At 44.5% G+C, this 19,054-nt stretch carries 16 protein-coding genes; 10 read left to right on the plus strand and 6 right to left on the minus strand.

Annotation, left to right across the window (positions count from 1 at the left end; genetic code table 11):
• Positions 1-387 precede the first annotated feature (387 nt).
• From gmk to recG, 5 genes are all read left to right on the plus strand, one after another.
• Positions 388-1,011 (plus strand): guanylate kinase, encoded by a 624-nt coding sequence (gene gmk / locus L4C54_RS20660; RefSeq protein ID WP_428802804.1) that lies wholly within the window; start codon positions 388-390, stop codon positions 1,009-1,011.
• Positions 1,012-1,194: 183 nt separating this feature from the next.
• Positions 1,195-1,467, plus strand: coding sequence for a DNA-directed RNA polymerase subunit omega (gene rpoZ, locus L4C54_RS20665; RefSeq protein WP_004735648.1), 273 nt, complete (start codon positions 1,195-1,197; stop codon positions 1,465-1,467).
• A gap of 87 nt (positions 1,468-1,554) precedes the next feature.
• Positions 1,555-3,675: a bifunctional GTP diphosphokinase/guanosine-3',5'-bis pyrophosphate 3'-pyrophosphohydrolase gene (gene spoT, locus L4C54_RS20670; RefSeq protein WP_428802805.1), complete on the plus strand. Its 2,121-nt coding sequence runs from the start codon at positions 1,555-1,557 to the stop codon at positions 3,673-3,675.
• 80 nt (positions 3,676-3,755) lie between these two features.
• The gene (gene trmH / locus L4C54_RS20675; protein WP_428809625.1) at positions 3,756-4,442 is read left to right on the plus strand and encodes a tRNA (guanosine(18)-2'-O)-methyltransferase TrmH; all 687 of its coding nucleotides are present in this window, start codon (positions 3,756-3,758) and stop codon (positions 4,440-4,442) included.
• Positions 4,443-4,614: 172 nt separating this feature from the next.
• Complete coding sequence (gene recG / locus L4C54_RS20680; protein ID WP_428809626.1) at positions 4,615-6,693, plus strand: ATP-dependent DNA helicase RecG; 2,079 nt, start codon at positions 4,615-4,617, stop codon at positions 6,691-6,693.
• A gap of 125 nt (positions 6,694-6,818) precedes the next feature.
• Here recG and envZ read toward each other — a convergent pair whose 3' ends face one another.
• From envZ to L4C54_RS20700, 4 genes are all read right to left on the minus strand, one after another.
• On the minus strand, positions 6,819-8,123 hold the full coding sequence (gene envZ / locus L4C54_RS20685; protein WP_428802808.1) for a two-component system sensor histidine kinase EnvZ: 1,305 nt from the start codon (positions 8,121-8,123) through the stop codon (positions 6,819-6,821).
• 91 nt (positions 8,124-8,214) lie between these two features.
• Positions 8,215-8,934: an osmolarity response regulator transcription factor OmpR gene (ompR, locus tag L4C54_RS20690; protein WP_428802809.1), complete on the minus strand. Its 720-nt coding sequence runs from the start codon at positions 8,932-8,934 to the stop codon at positions 8,215-8,217.
• Between the two features lie 262 nt (positions 8,935-9,196).
• Entirely contained in the window at positions 9,197-9,676 is a 480-nt protein-coding gene (gene greB / locus L4C54_RS20695) for a transcription elongation factor GreB (protein WP_428802810.1), read from the minus strand.
• A gap of 141 nt (positions 9,677-9,817) precedes the next feature.
• On the minus strand, positions 9,818-11,710 hold the full coding sequence (locus L4C54_RS20700; protein WP_428809627.1) for an ATP-dependent zinc protease family protein: 1,893 nt from the start codon (positions 11,708-11,710) through the stop codon (positions 9,818-9,820).
• Between the two features lie 281 nt (positions 11,711-11,991).
• Here L4C54_RS20700 and L4C54_RS20705 point away from each other — a divergent pair, with 281 nt between their 5' ends.
• On the plus strand, positions 11,992-14,337 hold the full coding sequence (locus L4C54_RS20705; protein ID WP_428809628.1) for a Tex family protein: 2,346 nt from the start codon (positions 11,992-11,994) through the stop codon (positions 14,335-14,337).
• A 154-nt stretch (positions 14,338-14,491) separates the two neighbouring features.
• Here L4C54_RS20705 and L4C54_RS20710 read toward each other — a convergent pair whose 3' ends face one another.
• Both L4C54_RS20710 and bioH read right to left on the minus strand, forming a co-directional pair.
• The gene (locus tag L4C54_RS20710) at positions 14,492-14,962 is read right to left on the minus strand and encodes an ATP-dependent Lon protease (protein ID WP_428809629.1); all 471 of its coding nucleotides are present in this window, start codon (positions 14,960-14,962) and stop codon (positions 14,492-14,494) included.
• Positions 14,963-15,096: 134 nt separating this feature from the next.
• On the minus strand, positions 15,097-15,864 hold the full coding sequence (bioH, locus tag L4C54_RS20715; RefSeq protein WP_428809685.1) for a pimeloyl-ACP methyl ester esterase BioH: 768 nt from the start codon (positions 15,862-15,864) through the stop codon (positions 15,097-15,099).
• Between the two features lie 123 nt (positions 15,865-15,987).
• Here bioH and L4C54_RS20720 point away from each other — a divergent pair, with 123 nt between their 5' ends.
• From L4C54_RS20720 to cysQ, 4 genes are all read left to right on the plus strand, one after another.
• Positions 15,988-16,716, plus strand: coding sequence for a ComF family protein (locus L4C54_RS20720; RefSeq protein ID WP_428809686.1), 729 nt, complete (start codon positions 15,988-15,990; stop codon positions 16,714-16,716).
• 92 nt (positions 16,717-16,808) lie between these two features.
• Positions 16,809-17,396 (plus strand): Fe-S biogenesis protein NfuA, encoded by a 588-nt coding sequence (nfuA, locus tag L4C54_RS20725; protein WP_428809630.1) that lies wholly within the window; start codon positions 16,809-16,811, stop codon positions 17,394-17,396.
• A 194-nt stretch (positions 17,397-17,590) separates the two neighbouring features.
• The gene (gene nudE, locus L4C54_RS20730) at positions 17,591-18,139 is read left to right on the plus strand and encodes an ADP compounds hydrolase NudE (protein WP_428802816.1); all 549 of its coding nucleotides are present in this window, start codon (positions 17,591-17,593) and stop codon (positions 18,137-18,139) included.
• Between the two features lie 25 nt (positions 18,140-18,164).
• Complete coding sequence (cysQ, locus tag L4C54_RS20735) at positions 18,165-19,013, plus strand: 3'(2'),5'-bisphosphate nucleotidase CysQ (RefSeq protein WP_428809631.1); 849 nt, start codon at positions 18,165-18,167, stop codon at positions 19,011-19,013.
• Positions 19,014-19,054 lie beyond the last annotated feature (41 nt).

Genomic DNA, 19,054 nt, shown 5'->3' on the forward strand with positions numbered 1-19,054 from the left:
AATTCTAATTGCTCTCATGAATAATTCAATGATTTTCGACATTATTTTGCACAAAAATTACGCCATAAAATCAACTTGTTGATAAACAAGCAAACGTTTGCCAACAATTGAAAAACATACACTTTAATTTTGGCCCGTTTTATTTGAAAAATTAATGCTCTCTTGCCCTCAACAATTGCGGATTTCTCTCATGCACTCATCCGCTTGTCGAAATATGGCAAATCATGCTATTCTTCGCCTCCATTTTTCTGACCAAAAATCCATCGACTTAAACAGATAAATCAATGAATGATTTACCTCTCGATGACGATTATTTCGGTCAGTGCTATCTTTAATTGAAGACGAATCACTTTCGGCTTCCATCCAACCAAACGTGGAACAGTACAGATGGGCAAAGGTACTCTATATATCGTATCTGCACCTAGCGGCGCAGGAAAATCTAGCTTGATCTCAGCGATGCTAGAAACCAATCCAACATACGCGATGAAAGTATCGGTTTCTCATACCACTCGTGGTATGCGTCCGGGCGAGCAAGATGGCGTACACTACCACTTCGTACAAAAAGAGCACTTTGAAGAACTGATCAGTAAAAATGAGTTCCTCGAATACGCTGAAGTGTTTGGTAACTACTACGGTACGTCTCAGGTTTGGATTGAACAGAATCTAGAGAAAGGCATTGATGTCTTCCTTGATATTGACTGGCAAGGTGCTCGTCAAATTCGCCAGCAAATGCCACTAGCACGCAGTGTTTTCATTTTACCGCCATCGAACGGTGAGCTTGAGCGTCGTTTAAATGCTCGCGGCCAAGATAGCGATACAGTGATTGCAAAGCGTATGGCAGAAGCAAAAGCAGAAATTTCTCACTACAGCGAATACGACTACGTCATTATCAACGATGATTTTGATGCAGCATTAATGGACTTTAAAGCCATTATTCGTGCAGAAAGATTGAAGCAAGATAAGCAAGCTGCTAAATATAAAGGCATGCTTAACGCGCTTTTGGCGGAATAAGTCAGACAAACTGACTGAAACCGTTCAATTAACGTCATGACCCTAGCAATGAAATGATCATGCATAGCGTCATAACACCCCAAGATCCTTTAGGATCAAATCTATTTAATCGCTAGAAAGTGTCACATTAAACTTGTATACTTTCTCGTCATTAAAAATTTAAGTTAACTAATTGGAGTCCTCATGGCACGCGTAACTGTTCAAGATGCTGTTGAAAAAGTAGGCAATCGTTTCGACCTAGTTCTGATTTCGGCACGCCGCGCTCGTCAAATGCAGACTGGTGGTAAAGATTCACTAGTGCCAGAAGAGAATGATAAGCCAACGGTTATCGCTCTACGCGAAATCGAAGAAGGCCTTATTACTAAAGATGTTCTAGACGCACGTGAGCGCCAAGAACAGCAAGAGCAAGAAGCAGCAGAACTAGCAGCAGTAAGTAGCATCGCTCACACTCGCTAACCAGTTCTTTTTAAGGGATTAGTTCGCAAGGAATCTCTTTGCAAAGTAAGTTGCTTATACAATTAAACAACCTGCCGGGCCTATAATTTGTATCTATTTGATAGCCTCAAAGACGTTGCCCAAGAATACCTAACAGAGCCTCAAATTGAGGCTCTGCGTCAATCTTATGTGGTAGCAAGAGACGCCCATGAAGGGCAAACCCGCTCAAGCGGTGAACCATACATCATCCACCCTGTCGCTGTGTCTCGTATCTTGGCTGAAATGCGCCTTGATATTGAAACACTACAAGCCGCTCTCCTTCACGATGTCATTGAAGACTGTGATGTCACTAAAGAAGACTTAGAAGAGCAGTTTGGCAATACAGTTGCAGAACTCGTCGATGGTGTGTCTAAGCTGGATAAGCTTAAATTTCGAGATCGCAAAGAAGCCCAAGCCGAAAACTTCCGTAAGATGGTCCTTGCCATGGTGCAAGACATTCGCGTTATTTTGATCAAGCTTGCTGACCGTACTCACAACATGCGTACCCTTGGGGCACTTCGCCCTGATAAAAAGCGTCGTATTGCTCGTGAAACCCTCGAAATATACTCTCCTTTGGCGCATCGCCTCGGTATCCATAATATTAAGACAGAGCTTGAAGAGCTCGGTTTTGAAGCGCTTTACCCTAATCGCTACCGCGTCCTTAAAGAGGTGGTTCGAGCAGCGCGTGGCAACCGAAAAGAGATGATTCAACGCATTCACAGTGAGATTGAAGGTCGCCTAGAAGATGTTGGGCTTAAGGCTCGTGTTTTCGGTCGTGAAAAAAACCTTTTCTCTATCTACAACAAAATGAAAACCAAGGAACAGAAATTCCATACCATTATGGATATCTACGCCTTCCGAGTTGTCATTGAAGATGTAGACACCTGTTATCGCGTTCTCGGCCAAGTTCATAGCCTGTATAAGCCACGCCCTGGTCGCATGAAAGATTATATTGCGGTACCAAAAGCGAATGGCTACCAATCTTTGCACACCTCCATGATCGGCCCTCACGGTGTCCCTGTCGAAGTACAAATTCGTACTGACGATATGGACCAAATGGCTGACAAAGGTGTCGCAGCGCACTGGTCTTATAAAGGCGATGGCGATCGTACAGGTACCACCGCGCAGGTGAAAGCTCAACGTTGGATGCAAAGCTTACTTGAACTACAACAAAGCGCTGGTAACTCTTTTGAGTTCATCGAAAACGTAAAATCGGATCTGTTCCCAGATGAGATTTATGTCTTCACGCCAAAAGGCCGCATTGTTGAGTTACCTGTTGGTGCAACAGCCGTTGATTTCGCTTATGAAGTGCATACTGATGTCGGCAATATGTGTGTCGGTGCGCGGGTTGACCGCAATCCATACCCACTGAGCAAGTCACTTAAGAATGGCCAAACCATTGAGATCATCAGTGCGCCGGGCGCGCGTCCAAACGCCGCATGGCTCAACTATGTTGTGACCTCTCGTGCTCGAACTAAGATTCGTCAGGTTCTTAAAACCATGCGTCGTGAAGAATCCGTGACTCTTGGTCGCAGGTTACTGAATCATGCATTGGGTGACCAATCGATTTCTGATCTGTCTGAAAGTAATATTGAGCAGGTATTAAGCGATCTTAAAATCAACGATATCGAAGACTTACTCGCAGCGATTGGTTTGGGTGAGCTAATGAGTATCGTCATTGCACGTCGTCTACTTGGTGACAGCGATGAACTCAGCGAAGTCGTCAGCAAAGATGGCAAACCGAAGAAGAAACTGCCTATTCGTGGCGCTGAAGGGATCTTACTGACCTTTGCTAACTGTTGTCATCCAATTCCAGATGATCACATCATTGCGCACGTCTCTCCGGGTCGTGGGTTAGTGGTTCACCGTGAAACCTGTCCTAATGTTCGTGGCTACCAAAAAGAGCCCGACAAGTACATGGGTGTTGAATGGTCTGAAGATTACGACCAAGAGTTCATCACCGAGTTAACCGTTGATATGCAAAATAGCCAAGGTGCTTTAGCAGAATTAACCAATGTTATCTCTAAGACAGGCTCTAATATTCACGGCATTTCTACAGAAGAACGTGATGGCCGTTTGTATACCATCACGATGCTACTGACGACGAAAGACCGCGTGCATCTAGCTGGAATCATGAAGAAGATTCGTGTCATGCCTCACGCTCTCAGAGTTAGACGTAAACGAAACTAGCTTCTCTATTGAATGCGCTCAGATTGAGCGCATTTTTATTATGGCTTTAACAATATTTATCTTAAATAAACGAACACATCATGAATTTAGAAAGATACCAGCGTATTCAAGAGGTGCTGACAGCGCGCCAAACAGACCTGACTCTCTGTTTAGAAGAGGTCCACAAACCTAACAACGTATCAGCGATTATCCGCACCGCTGATGCCACAGGCATTCATAAAATCCATGCAATTTGGCCGAGTGCCCAAATGAAAACCCTTAGTCACACCTCAGCAGGTGCAAGAAACTGGGTGGAAGTGGACACGCATAATGACATTGTTGATGCAGTTGCCGAATTTAAAGCCCAAGGCATGCAGGTATTGGTCACTAACCTTTCTGATACCGCGGTAGACTTTCGTGACGTTGATTACACCAAACCAACTGCCATTATTCTCGGCAATGAAAAAGTCGGTGCTTCAAAAAAAGCGCTAGAGCTTGCCGATCAAGACATCATCATTCCAATGATGGGCATGGTTCAATCACTTAATGTCTCAGTGGCAAGTGCAATTGTGATGTATGAAGCCCAACGTCAACGCCAACAAGCGGGGATGTATGACCGTGAAGAGAGCTCTATTCCTAAAGAGTCTATTCATCGAACTCTGTTTGAACGTGGTCATCCGGTTCTAGCCAAAGTCGCGAAACGGAAAAAACTGCCTTACCCGCCACTTGATGACGAAGGCCAAATCGTTGCTGACGAATCGTGGTGGAAAGAGATGCAAAGCAAATAGCTACAACTCTTGTTAAACGTAGTCTTTATTGATACCCAATCTATCACAGCACTCGCCAGATTAAGTGACGCTTATTCTGGCTAGCTTCTGTATCGCTAATTTTTCCTGTACAAAAACACAGCCCAATGGTTAACTACCCTCATCTATCTGCTGCTGACATGTGAGCCTATTTATGTCCCAACTTCTTTCTGCTATCTCTCTCACTTCGCTCTCAGGCGTAGGCGCAAAAGTTGCAGAAAAACTCGCAAAAGTTGGTCTGCACTCCGTTCAAGATTTACTGTTTCATCTGCCTTACCGCTATGAAGATCGTACCCGCGTTTACCCTATTGCTAAACTTCATGCAGGGCTTTGGGCCGCAGTACAAGGCAAGGTGATGAGCGTTGATACCCTGTTTGGTAAACGCAAAATGCTAGCGGTTAAAATTAGCGATGGGAATGGCACAATTACGCTACGTTTTTTCAATTTCACTGCAGGTATCAAGAATAACTTTGCAGAAGGAAAGTGGGTCCATGCTTATGGTGAGATTAAACGTGGGGGGATGGGACTTGAGATCATTCACCCTGATTACAATTTTTCATCACCCGATCAAGCACCAGACATGGAGCAAACTTTAACCCCCGTTTATCCAACGACCGATGGGTTAAGGCAACTAACACTGAGAAACATTACAGACCAAGCCCTAGCTTTACTGGATAAAGCCGCAGTACAAGAGCTTCTGCCTAGTGGACTTTACGACCACCAACAAACATTAGGCCAAGCATTGCATACCATCCATCGCCCACCTCCGAACATCAATTTAGAGCTGTTCGATGAAGGTAAGCACCCGGCTCAACTTCGTTTAATTATTGAAGAGTTACTAGCTCAGAATCTATCGATGCTCGCGGTTCGCAGTAAAGGGCAACAAGATAACGCGATTCCACTACCTACTGTTACTAACCTAAAAAAACAGCTTCTCGATCAGCTTCCATTTACACCCACTAACGCACAGGCAAGAGTCGTCAGCGAGATTGAACACGATCTGACACTTCCTCATCCAATGATGCGTCTAGTTCAAGGTGATGTGGGCTCAGGTAAAACCTTGGTCGCCGCACTTGCAGCCGCTAGAGCTATTGAACACGGCCATCAAGTCGCACTCATGGCGCCCACCGAACTATTGGCAGAACAGCACGCGATTAACTTTGCAAATTGGTTTGAAAAGATGGGAATTCAAGTCGGGTGGCTGGCAGGAAAGTTGACAGGGAAAGCGAAACAAACAGAATTAGCGCGTATCGCCTCAGGTGAAGCGCAAATGGTGGTTGGAACGCACGCACTGTTTCAGCAGCATGTTGAGTTTCATAATCTCACGCTAGTGATTATTGATGAACAACACCGTTTTGGTGTCCATCAGCGATTAGAACTTAGAGAAAAAGGGGCCAAACAAGGCTATTACCCACATCAACTGGTAATGACAGCGACACCTATTCCGCGAACTCTGGCGATGACGGCCTATGCAGATTTAGAAACCTCCATTATCGATGAGCTACCACCGGGAAGAACGCCGATTCAAACTGTGGCGATTCCTGATACCAAACGAGATGACATTGTTGAGCGTGTGAGAAATGCTTGCCTGAATGAAGGTAAGCAAGCGTATTGGGTGTGTACCTTAATTGATGAATCGGAAGTCCTTGAAGCACAAGCTGCGGCAGATACCGCCGAAGAGCTGCAACGAAGGCTACCCGATGTGAAAATTGGTTTGGTTCACGGTCGAATGAAAGCGGCAGAGAAACAAGCTGTGATGCAAGAATTTAAAGAGAACAAACTGCACCTATTAGTGGCGACGACCGTCATTGAAGTGGGCGTGGATGTACCTAATGCCAGCTTAATGATCATTGAAAACCCTGAAAGGCTTGGGCTTGCTCAGCTTCATCAGCTTCGAGGTCGTGTTGGCCGAGGTAAAGTGGCTAGCCATTGTGTATTGCTTTACCACGCACCGCTGTCGAAAACCGCACAAAAGCGTTTAGGGGTTCTGCGTGAAAGTAACGATGGATTTGTGATTGCTCAGCGCGATTTAGAGATCCGTGGCCCCGGTGAATTGCTAGGGACTAAGCAGACTGGCTTGGCTGACTTTAAAATAGCAGATTTAGTTCGAGATCAGCACCTGATCCCAGACATTCAACGCATGGCGCGTCATGTTCACGACCAATACCCTGTCAATGCGGCTGCCATCATCGAACGCTGGCTTGGAGAGAGGGACTTCTACGCGAAAGCATAGAGATACTGTCTGAAATAAATGAGTAGGTCTGAAATAAATTAGCAGAAAAAACAAGGCTGGCACTACACCAGCCTCATTTACTCTACGTCATTCTTTTTGAGGCAAATCTCTACGATCTAAATTAGCTATTTAGTAGGGAAACTCAGCTGTGCTTTTAATCCACCACTGCTTCGATTATTGACCACAACCGTTCCACGATGCTGGCTAACAATACGTTTTACAATTGCCAAGCCAAGTCCCGTGCCCTCACTACCTCTCGCGGTATCTCCACGAGTAAAGGGTTCAAATAGCTTACTAACCTGATCAGGAGCAATGCCGACACCATTATCCTCAATGCAGACCCACACTAGCTTTTTGTCAGCGGTCACTCCAGTGCTAATTCGTATCCAACCGTTACCGTAGCGCACCGCGTTTACTACTAAGTTGGTGATCGCCCGTTTAATCGCAATTGAATTACCAATCGCTGGCTTTTCGTTTTGCTCAAAGACGGTTTCAATTTCAACATCAGCATTCATTTCAGCCAAAACAATCTCATTGGAAATATCATTCAGATAGACTGGCGTAAAGGTCTCTCGATTTACCGGCTTAAGGTAATCCATAAACTGACTGATGATCTCATTACACTCTTCCGTATCACTGATAATACCTTCCGCAAGGTAACTGTCTTCTGCAGACATCATCTCAGTGGCTAGACGAATACGAGTCAAAGGCGTCCGCAGATCATGACTGATACCCGCCATAAGTAGTGCTCGGTCTTCCTCTAACGCTTGGATACCTTTCGACATCTGGTTAAAGGCACTGGTTACTGAGCGAATCTCCGATGGTCCTTTTTCTGGCAACGGAGGTGGTATTTCCCCACGTCCGACACCCTTCGCCGCTTTCTCAAGCGCAATTAAGGGACGATTTTGCAAACGAATAAACAGCCAGCCACCCGCTATAACCAGTAGCGCAACGATTAGACTATTATAAAACAGCGGCTTAAAGTCATTCTCTTGCAGTTCGGAAAGTGGAATACGAATGAGAGAGTTCGGTAGTGAATCAATTCTTAACCATAAAATATAGCTATCACTACCAAGGATCATTCTTACTTCTGTATTGATATTTAATTCGTGAGTCATATCTTCACTCATCAAATCAATACTCATCGCTTTGTCAAACTTGCTCGCAATTGGGCTATCTTTGGCATGAATGGTCACCCCAAGCTGCTCTAAGACTCGCCTGCGCAGTGGCGCATCCATCTCAAGATCTTCAAGACCACCATTGGACTCATCCAACATCAAACGAATTTCATGACCAATGATCTTATTGAACTGCTGCAAACTCGGCATTAAGGCGTAATTAAACACCGCATAATACGAATAGACTTGGCTTGCGATAAGCAGGGTAAGAAAAAGGAGGATGGTTTGAGTGAACGAGCTGCGAATGCGCATAACAGGAAACCTTTGCTAATCCTTAGCAATTTGCCCAAATGGCCAGTAGAAAACTAACCGTTTGGGCATACAAATAAGGTGTGAAGAGAGATTAAACTTCTTTACCGTCTGGTACGAATACGTAGCCCAGACCCCATACTGTTTGAATATAGCGAGGCTTACTTGGGTCAACTTCTAGCATGCGGCGCAAGCGAGAAATTTGTACGTCAATCGAGCGCTCCATTGCTGAATACTCACGACCACGTGCCATGTTCATCAGTTTGTCACGAGACATAGGCTCACGAGCGTTAGTCACTAGCGCTTTCAGTACTGCAAATTCACCTGAGGTAAGAGGCATTGGCTCTTCACCACGGAACATTTCACGTGTACCTAGATTGAGTCGGAACTCACCAAATTCAACCTGAGCTTCTTCTGAGCTTGGCGCACCTGGTGCTTCAATCGTTTGACGACGAAGTACCGCTTTAATACGAGCGAGCAACTCACGCGGATTAAATGGTTTTGGTAAATAGTCATCTGCACCCACTTCAAGGCCAACAATACGATCAATCTCATCGCCTTTTGCTGTCAGCATCAAAATCGGCAGCAGGTTATTTGAGTTTCTCAGGCGACGACAAATCGACAGGCCATCTTCTCCTGGAAGCATTAAATCTAACACCATAAGGTGAAAGTTTTCGCGTGTTAATAGGCGGTCCATCTGCTCACTATTGGCAACACTGCGTACTTGGAATCCCTGCTCTGATAAGTATCGCTCTAGCAATGCGCGTAATCGTGCATCGTCATCTACCACTAAAATTTTAAAGTTTTCTTGCATGTAATGATTCCACCTATTAATAAGCTTGCACTCAAAACAGAGTCGCAGTTGGAAATGTAACATTGTTAAGCACAATGTGGCGCAAAGAATTGTTAACGTTTATTACTTTTCTACTTACTGTATTAAGCACTTTCAATAATCATACGTCAAATATATGAAAACAAACCTAATTACTCGCACAGACTATGAACTGGTTTCATTATTCCGGTCACAAACTTTTTGAATGATATTACCTTGCTCTGGATGATTTTATACTCGTGACTCAACGCTTATCGTATTCAATCGAATTAATGAACCACTCTTTTTCACCTTCTGGTGTTTTAACCACAAACTCATCGTCTACTTCTTTTTTAAGTAGTGCTCTCGCCATAGGGGAGTCAATCGAGATATAGCCTTTCGCATCGCCATATATCTCTTCAGGGCCAACAATACGAAATCTCTTCACTTCGCCCTCTTCATTTTCAATCTCAACCCACGCACCGAAGAAGACTTTGCCTTCTTGCTGTGGTGAATAATCGACGATCGTGACATCCGGTAAGAATTTTCTAAGAAATCGAACACGGCGGTCTATTTGACGAAGTAATCGCTTGTTGAAGGTGTAATCTGCATTTTCAGAGCGATCGCCAAGGCCTGCCGCCCAGGTAACTATCTTAGTGATTTCGGGTCTCTTTTCATGCCACAAATGATCATGTTCTTGTTTGAGCTTATTGTAACCTTCTCGGGTAATGAGCTTGGTTTTCACTTTTTGATACCTCTTTTAGGGTTACTGACTTAACACTAATCAACTGTGGCTAATGTACAACATCTCTATCGATTTGCGACCTACAAAAATAAAATCCCTGATTTGGGCTGCAAATCAGGGATCAGGTCAATCTATCGAGCGTTATTTTTTATCAGCCGGATCGCCGCCTAAGATGAAGTTCTCATCGCTACTGACCACTGCACCGTATTTTAAAAAGTTCTTACCCAAGATCATGCTGTAGCGGAAGCGCTCACGGTCTTGCAGGTTCACATGCACAATCTTCTCCAGATCGCCCAGCTTCACCATCATCTCAACCACAGGTCGTACATTGGCCTCTTCCCCTTTCTTAGCGCGAATACGCATTATGTCCACAACTGGCTTGGTGAATGCGTGTTTATCCCCTTGACGGTTTTCATATATAAAGCTCACCATATCTTGGCCATCTTTCTTGAACAGCTTAATATCATGCGCGTTTATTGAACTCACATCGGCCCCTGTATCCAGTTTTACAGGGAACTCTAAACCTTCCACTTTTGCCATTTCTATATGGCCCGCTTTAAATAATGGGTAGGATTGCAGTAAGTATTCAGAGCGAGGGTTTATGTACACCCCATCTTTACTCATTTTCTGCCCAAGAATGAAATACGGTGTTTTCTCATCTTCATCCAACACTTCTAGTGCGTATTGAAGCTCGGTCGCTTGACCATTTCGCGTATAGCTGCCTTCAACAACAGGGCGAACGGTATCGCCAACTCGAATGTTTTTGACTACCTCTTTATTGAGTTTTTTCTCATTGCCTTGTCGATCTTCTACATAAAACTCAACTTGGTCTTTACCCTCTTTTTCAAACACTTCGAAACTGGTTACTTTCAATAACGGTGTTTTGACCGACAAAGAAGGTTTTGCTTTTAAGCTCAAGCCATCAAGCTCTATCTGTTCAAGTGGGGAGATAATCAGTGGTTTTTTATTCTTAACGATGTGGCTAAACGCAATAGGCGCTTTATCAAGCACATTAGACGCGCTGCTATCTATCATGAAGTTTTGATTAATAGTACTAGTGCCCACTCGCAACTGAGACTTGCTGCCTGAACGATCGCGTAAATAGACCATCCAGTGCTGAATATTGCCTTTGCTCACTTCAACAGGAATATAAACCAATGGGCGTTTATCACCACCGACTTTGAGCATGCGAACCATTGGCAATGACATCGCTTTCTTCTTACCATCTTTGCCAACCATGTCAAAGCTGACTAAGTTCGCTTTCTTATCCACATCAATATTAAGTGCATGCAGCATACTGTAATCATTTCTCAGAGAGAAACTCACGTTTAACTCAATACCATCTACATTAACCTGCTCTTTTTTACCCACAACTTGAGCACTCTCTTGCTCTTGAAGGTAATCATAGCCAGCAAAAACCCAAGCGTTATCCGTCAAAAAAGTTTTGCCAATCAAAATAGGTGCAGAGAACTGGCTGCGATCCGTTAAGTTCACATCTGTCATCACAGTGGTGCCCGCAATGGTCAACGGAATATCAATCACAGGGCGATACAGCGGCTCTTCACTGGTGCGACTTTTAATCACACTGGTGCGCGCAAGTGGACGTTCTATAGCAATTTTTTCACCGGTATAAGGATGACGAATAGTAAAGCTCACCACACCTTGAATATTACGTTCAGGCGTATCAAAGCTCTCTAGCCACCAGTTACTTTTTGGACCACCGTACTCATCGACAATGGTCTTCATTAATTCTTTATCTTTTAAGCCTTTATACTTAGGGTTTCCACTGGTGATATGAATATCTTCAGCATGCATTGACGTGGTATCTGCACCGGTGTCAATTTTCCCCGCAAAAGGGATACCTGAAATATCATCCACGGTATCAAGGTAGACACTTTCAACACGCCCAAGTACGACCTTTTTATCAAGCTGATAAATGGGGTGTTGCGTGGTGTATTTAGAGTCCAATGCCAAAGAAGCACCAGAAAAAAGAGTCGTACTAAGCATCGCAATTACTAAAGACATTTTTTTCATTATTGATTCCGTAATTCTGAGAGAAAAGTCGTTACTTCTCTTCCTTGAGAAATTTGAGCTCTGGAAAGCGGATAAGTTCGAGTTACTTTATTTTTTTACATAACTTTAACCAAAATCGACCAAAAATCTCTGATCGACTTGGAAATTTGACAGCTGACTTGCAAAAATATTGGAAAATCCACTGGTTACCCCAATATTAAGATAAATCAAAGGTGCTAATGTCCACGTGTCGTTTCAATACATGTACATTAGTCAATATTAGAACAAAAGAGAATTCTCAGATGAGCCAAGCTATCTGCAATGCTATTGCCCGTGAACTGAATGTTCGCCCAGAGCAAGTTACTGCCGCTGTCACCCTAATTGATGATGGTAATACCGTACCCTTTATTGCTCGTTACCGAAAAGAAGTCACAGGTGGGCTTGATGATACTCAGCTACGTAATTTAGACAGTCGCCTTTCATATTTGAGAGAGCTAGGTGATAGACGTGAAACGATATTAAAATCGATTCGTGAACAAGGAAAGCTGACTCCTGAACTAGAAAATGAGCTAAATCAAGCAGAAAGTAAAACCCGTTTGGAAGATCTCTACCTGCCGTACAAACAAAAACGTCGTACTAAAGGGCAAATCGCGATTGAAGCAGGGCTAGAGCCACTTGCGGATACCTTATGGTCAAATCCTCAAACAGAACCTGAGTCTGAAGCGGCCAAATACATTAAAGATGATAATGGCATCAAAGACACCAAAGCAGCACTTGATGGTGCTCGCGCTATCGTCATGGAGCGTATTGCTGAAGATGCCAACCTATTAGAAAAAGTGCGCCATTACTTATCGCGTAATGCCGAACTCAGTTCACGTGTGGTTGAAGGTAAAGAACATCAAGGCGAGAAGTTTAAAGATTACTTTGAGCACAATGAGCTGATCAGTAAAGTCCCTTCCCACCGTGCGTTAGCTATGCTTCGTGGTCGTAATGAAGGCTTTCTGTCCATCGCTATGAATGCTGATCCAGCTCAGGAAGCAAGTGTTCGCCAATCGTATTGTGAAACCATTATTACCGACCACTATGGTATTAACCTTAACAGTGCTCCTGCTGATGCTTGGCGTAAACAGGTAATTAGCTGGGCATGGCGCATCAAAGTATCGATGCACATGGAAACAGAGTTGATGGGCGCATTGAAAGAGCGTTCGGAAGTGGAAGCGATTGAAGTGTTTGCCACCAACTTAAAAGATCTGTTGATGGCCGCTCCGGCTGGCCCAAAAGCAACACTAGGCCTAGACCCGGGTTTACGTACTGGCTCTAAAATCGCGATTGTTGATTCGACAGGTAAAGTTCTAGCTACCGATACCATCTACCCTCACCCGCCACAAAAGCAATATGACCAATCGGCTCATACGGTTGAGAAGCTGGTCAAAAAATACAATGTAGACCTAATTGCCATCGGTAATGGTACGGCTTCACGTGAAACCGATACGTTTGTGGCAGATGTCATTAAACGTGGCAGCCTAAAAGTACAAAAGATCACAGTGAGCGAAGCAGGTGCATCGGTGTATTCCGCTTCAGAGTTAGCCGCGAATGAATTCCCGAATATGGACGTATCACTGCGTGGTGCGGTGTCGATTGCCCGTCGCCTACAAGATCCACTCGCCGAGCTTGTGAAAATTGATCCTAAGTCTATCGGTGTGGGCCAATACCAGCACGATGTGGGTCAATCAATGCTCGCAAAACGTCTAGACGCAGTCGTCGAGGATTGTGTAAACGCGGTGGGCGTGGATGTGAATACCGCGTCTGCGGCACTGCTTAATCGCGTCGCTGGCTTAAGTGCCACGATGGCGCAAAATATCGTTGATTATCGCGATACTAATGGTCGCTTTGAAGCACGTACCACACTGAAAAAAGTCGCTCGCCTTGGGCCAAAAGCATTTGAACAGTGTGCTGGGTTCCTACGTATCATGGATGGAAAAAACCCACTCGACGCATCGGCGGTTCACCCTGAAGCCTACCCAGTGGTAAAAGCGATTTCAGATAAAAACAGCACCGCGGTGAAAGCCTTAGTGGGTAACAGTGAGTTCTTGCGTAACCTAAAGGCCGTCGATTACACCAATGACAGTTTTGGGGTTCCAACTGTAACGGACATCATCAAAGAGCTCGATAAACCGGGCCGAGATCCTCGCCCTGAATTTAAAACCGCGAGCTTTGCTGAAGGTGTCACTAAGGTTTCAGACCTAGAAGTAGGTATGGTCTTAGAAGGCGTGGTGTCGAACGTAGCTAATTTCGGTGCGTTTGTTGACATTGGTGTTCATCAAGACGGTTTAGTGCATATCTCAGCTCTGACCGATCGTTTTGTTGCAGACCCTCGTGAAGTGGTCAAAGCGGGTGATATTGTGAAAGTTAAAGTGGTGGAAGTCGATGCCCAACGTAAACGCATTGCCCTTACGATGCGCATAAACGATGAACCGGGTCAAGATAATCGACCGCAACGTTCTAATTCTGGTTCTCAGAAGCAAAATAGTTCACCAAGATCGAATCAAAGCCGTTCGCAAAATCAAGGCTCTCGTCAGCAAAATGATGCATCTGGCGGCGCGATGGGTGGTGCGTTTGCCGCAGCCTTTGCTAAAGCAAAAAAATAGTCTCTGTTTAAGAGCAGCAACAAATAGATAAAAAAATACCCACTGAAAGTGGGTATTTTTATAGATAGCGATAAACACTTGAGCACTTGTAACCTAACTTACCTATCTAGCTATATAACTCTCTATATAAATAAGTAAGCATTCGTACTCATGTCTACAACACCGCTATAACCTCAGACGGTACGTTAGGGGCAACTGCGTGACCGTAATGATATTTTATTACTGTTCGCCGTTTTGCCATCTGTCCCTCAGTTATCGCTGCATCAACAATGTGCTTAGGTAACCTAAATCGCATTGCATAGCCTTTGCCTTGCTTTTTACTGTAAGTATTTAAAGCTAATAAACTAAAAAGCCGCTCTAACACACTTTTTGGTTCTTCACTTTGCGGCTCAGTAACTTCGCCATCAGCTTCCGTATCGTAACTTGGATGCTCTGACGGATCCCATGAGGATCGCCTTCGCCGTTTATCGTCCGCTTTTAACTTACGCTCTGCATTCGACTTTACTAACTCTGCGGTTGGTACGACAGGCTCACGAATTCTATTGTCTCTCGCGGCCTGCTCCGTTTGCACATTAACCGATGGGGCGATAAGTGGCACACTAACGTTAGTCGGTGACACGATCATAGCCAAATACCTCCTTGGCATCGCCCAACCCGATAATGCTTTTTCGTATTATCAGCTATATTGGGTTAATTAACTTATCGGCTAGAGTGGTTAAAAATTTAGCAATTCTTGGCGTTTTTCTTCAAAAGCGACAATTATTTCTCCCCAAAAGCGACAATTTGATGACAGAAAGAATCCAGCTCCGTCATAAATGGCGCGTGTGATGACTGACTAAAAACATATTGCTCCGTTAGCGGAAGGTGCGCTTCAACATCTGTGGCAACCTTAATCGGCACTAAGCCATCTAATCGTCCATAAAGCCTCAGCATAGGCACTGAGAGCGTTTCTAATTGAGGGCGTAAATCAACATTCGCCAACATCTCTAAACCCGCCAGCAGTGATTGTGGATTGGGAGTAGGACGCGACAGTACCGCTTTTTTAAGCTGCTTTACATCTTGCCTTGCGGACGGGCTACCCATCGCTTGTAATGCCATGAAACGTTCAATGGTGGTTTGAAAGTCATCGACTAACTGCTCGGTAAACGCATCGAGCACCTTTGGTTGAATACCTCGCCAAGGCCGCGCGGCTGCAAATTTAGGTGAGCTCGCCACCGTAATAAGCTTACTGACTATCTCACTGTGATTCAGCGCCATGTGGGTCGCCACTAAACCACCCAATGACCAACCAAGCCAAATTGCCTGTTCAGGAGCATGAGGCAGTAAACATTGAGCGATCTCTTCTAAACTGGCTGCATGTAAATGAGCGCTGTGACCATAACCCGGTAAATCGACAACGTGTACTCGATAATGCTGATTGAGTACCTCAACCGTTTGATCCCATACTGCACCGTTCATTCCCCAGCCATGCAGCAAAACCAAATCCTCACCTTGCCCACTCACTTGCCAATGCAACGCGTTATCCATGGCGCTTTCTCTCTTCATGATTACAGTCTCTATTCAACGTCACAATATCCCCTACTAAATCAGCCCTATACCCACACTCGTTCAATTCACAATGAAGGTATGTTCATCAAACTATGTATGCTCATGTTATCTGATTGGCTACAAAAAACCATGCATCAGCATGTCGGCTGCTATTGCGATTTATGTCGATTACCCATTGAACCAAGACATCGCGCTTTAGCACACTTGCCCAGCTCCATCTGGTGTTACAGTTGTCTTGCGCTGTTTGCACCCACACCACGCTGTTTACGTTGCGGCCTAACCACGATTACAACGACACCCCAATGTGGGCAATGCCTAAGCAACCCACCACTATGGTCTAGTCTCTACTGTGTCGGTGACTATACTGCTCCGCTGTCGGGATACATTCATCGCTTCAAATATCAGCAGCAATTCTGGCACGCCAAACCTCTTTCGGCTCTGCTTAGCCTGCACATTGACTCCAAGCCAGAGCTGATTACCTGTGTACCTTTACACTGGCAACGCTACTTACTGCGAGGCTTCAATCAAAGTGAGTTACTTGCCAAACAGTTAGCAAAAATCATGAGCATCCCAACATCAACCGATCTGTTTTCTCGCATCAAACATACGCCTCAGCAAAAGGGGCTAAACAAACGTCAAAGACAGAAAAATCTACAGCAGGCGTTTCGTCTCAACTTTAATCCTAAGCAAAAACATATCGCGATTTTTGACGATGTGGTCACGACAGGCAGTACAACCCATCATTTATGTAAATTACTGCTTGATGCTGGCGTCGAAACCATTGATATTTATTGTATCTGCCGCACTCCTGAATTGGATAACTCGATATAAAGACTATAGATTTCGTTTTTAGGTCTAGAAATTAGATTTATCAGGAGTAGAATGGCGCAATAATAGCTTACAAAATTACTCAGGTATTCGTCGTGTCAAACACTATTACTATTACAGAAACAGCGCAAACTCACTTCGGAGGCTTACTTGGCCAACAACCCGAAGGTACTAATATTCGCGTATTTGTTGTTAACCCTGGTACACAAAATGCTGAATGTGGCGTTTCTTACTGCCCACCAGAAGCGGTTGAAGCAACGGATACCGAGTTAAAATTTGAACTATTCTCCGCTTTTGTTGATGAACTTAGTCTTCCATTTCTAGAAGATGCTGAAGTCGACTTTGTTACAGACAAAATGGGGTCTCAGCTAACGTTAAAAGCACCAAACGCTAAAATGCGTAAAGTATCAGATGATGCTTCACTGATTGAACGTGTTGAATACGCGATTCAAACTCAAGTGAACCCTCAACTTGCCGGTCACGGTGGTCACGTTAGCTTGGTTGAAATCACTGAAGATGGCATTGCAATTGTTGCCTTTGGTGGTGGTTGTAATGGCTGTTCAATGGTTGATGTCACTCTAAAAGAAGGCATCGAGAAAGAGCTACTTCAACAATTTGAAGGTGAGCTAACGGCTGTACGTGATGCAACTGAGCATGACCGCGGTGAGCACTCTTACTACTAAGAGTGAAAGATTTGAAATTAAGCCGATGTAATTACGTCGGCTTTTTTGTATTAAATCCAATAATTTGATTTACCTCCAAAGGATCCCTTTTCATCTTAGTGAGTTATTTCATATATTAGGAACTGCTTTCTTTGTTATGTTAACAACAGAACATACCTATTGCGCTTAAGACTCAACCTATCGGAGCGAATATTATGACAACACTGAGTCCACCAACCATTCTCGCTATACGTTCGGTTGCTCAATCAAAACTGTTTACTATCGAATCTCTCGACCTGCGTTTTAGTAATGGTGTGTTGCGTACCTATGAGCGAATGAAGCCAAGTGGTCGTCATGCTGTAATGATGGTGCCTATCACTGAACAAGGTGATCTACTGTTGGTGCGAGAATACGCTGCCGGTACAGAGCGTTATGAGCTTGGGTTCCCTAAGGGCCTAATTGATCATGGTGAATCGGCAGATGAAGCCGCTAACCGAGAGCTTAAAGAAGAGATTGGTTTTGGCGCCAACTCACTCACACCACTCAAGCGCGTGGTCTTAGCTCCTTCTTATTTTTCCAGCCAAATGACCCTATTCATCGCACAGGACCTATACTCTGAGAAGCTAGAGGGTGATGAACCTGAACCGTTGGATGTGGTACGTTGGCCATTAGCTCAAGCTGAAGAGCTAGTAACTCATTTAGATTTTTGTGAAGCACGAAGCATTACCGCCTTACTACTCGCTCTGAAGCATTTAAAAAAATAATAACAACAGAGTCTTAGGAATTATTATGTCTACTGATAAAGACTTATCTCATCTATTGCCTTCCGTAATTGAGGTGGCTCGCTCTGCCGGTCAACTTATCCTCGATATTTACCAAACTAAACAGTATGAATCGTATGTGAAAAGTGATGAAACGCCGGTCACGAGTGCCGACATTGCTGCACATAAACTCATCCTTAAACAGATGTCTGAGCTAACTCCTGATATTCCCGTACTCTCTGAAGAGGCAGCGGATATTAGCTTAGAGCAGCGTAAACAATGGGACCGTTACTGGTTAGTGGACCCACTGGATGGCACGCAAGAGTTCATTGCTCGAAGCGGTGATTTCGCCACGATCATTGCCCTTATCGACAACAATAAACCGATCATGGGCGTTGTGTACGCACCGGTTTCAGGTGTCACTTACTACGCATACTCTGGCAAAGGGGCGTGGAAGATTCCTAATACAGACGAAGCGCCAAATGTTGAAAATGCGGTGAGTATAGAGTCGCACAAACATAAACAGGACCAAAAGCAATCTATTGGTATCGCAATTAGCCGTCGACAAGATATTAATGGTATTACTGGCCGAATGAGCAGCGCTTGGGATTATGACCTAGTGCCACTGGGTTCTGCTGCGCTAAAAGCCTGTATCGTTGCAGAAGGCAGTGTTGATTGCTATTTAAGAGTCGGCCCGACAGGGGAATGGGATACCGCAGCAACCCAATGTATCGTTGAAGAAGCGGGTGGGCGGATACTGAGCACTAAGCTTGCCCCTCTCTCCTACAACGAACGCGAAACGCTAGAGAATCCTAATTTCATTGTGCTTGGTGATGAAGGTTTACCGTGGGATGAAATTTTAACGGTAAAGGATTAAAGCCCACCGAATAACATATGCATTTGAAAAAAAAGCGAGCT

Origin of the sequence: Vibrio lamellibrachiae, from assembly GCF_050337265.1 — a bacterium.
GTDB classification, from domain to species: Bacteria; Pseudomonadota; Gammaproteobacteria; order Enterobacterales; family Vibrionaceae; genus Vibrio; species Vibrio kyushuensis.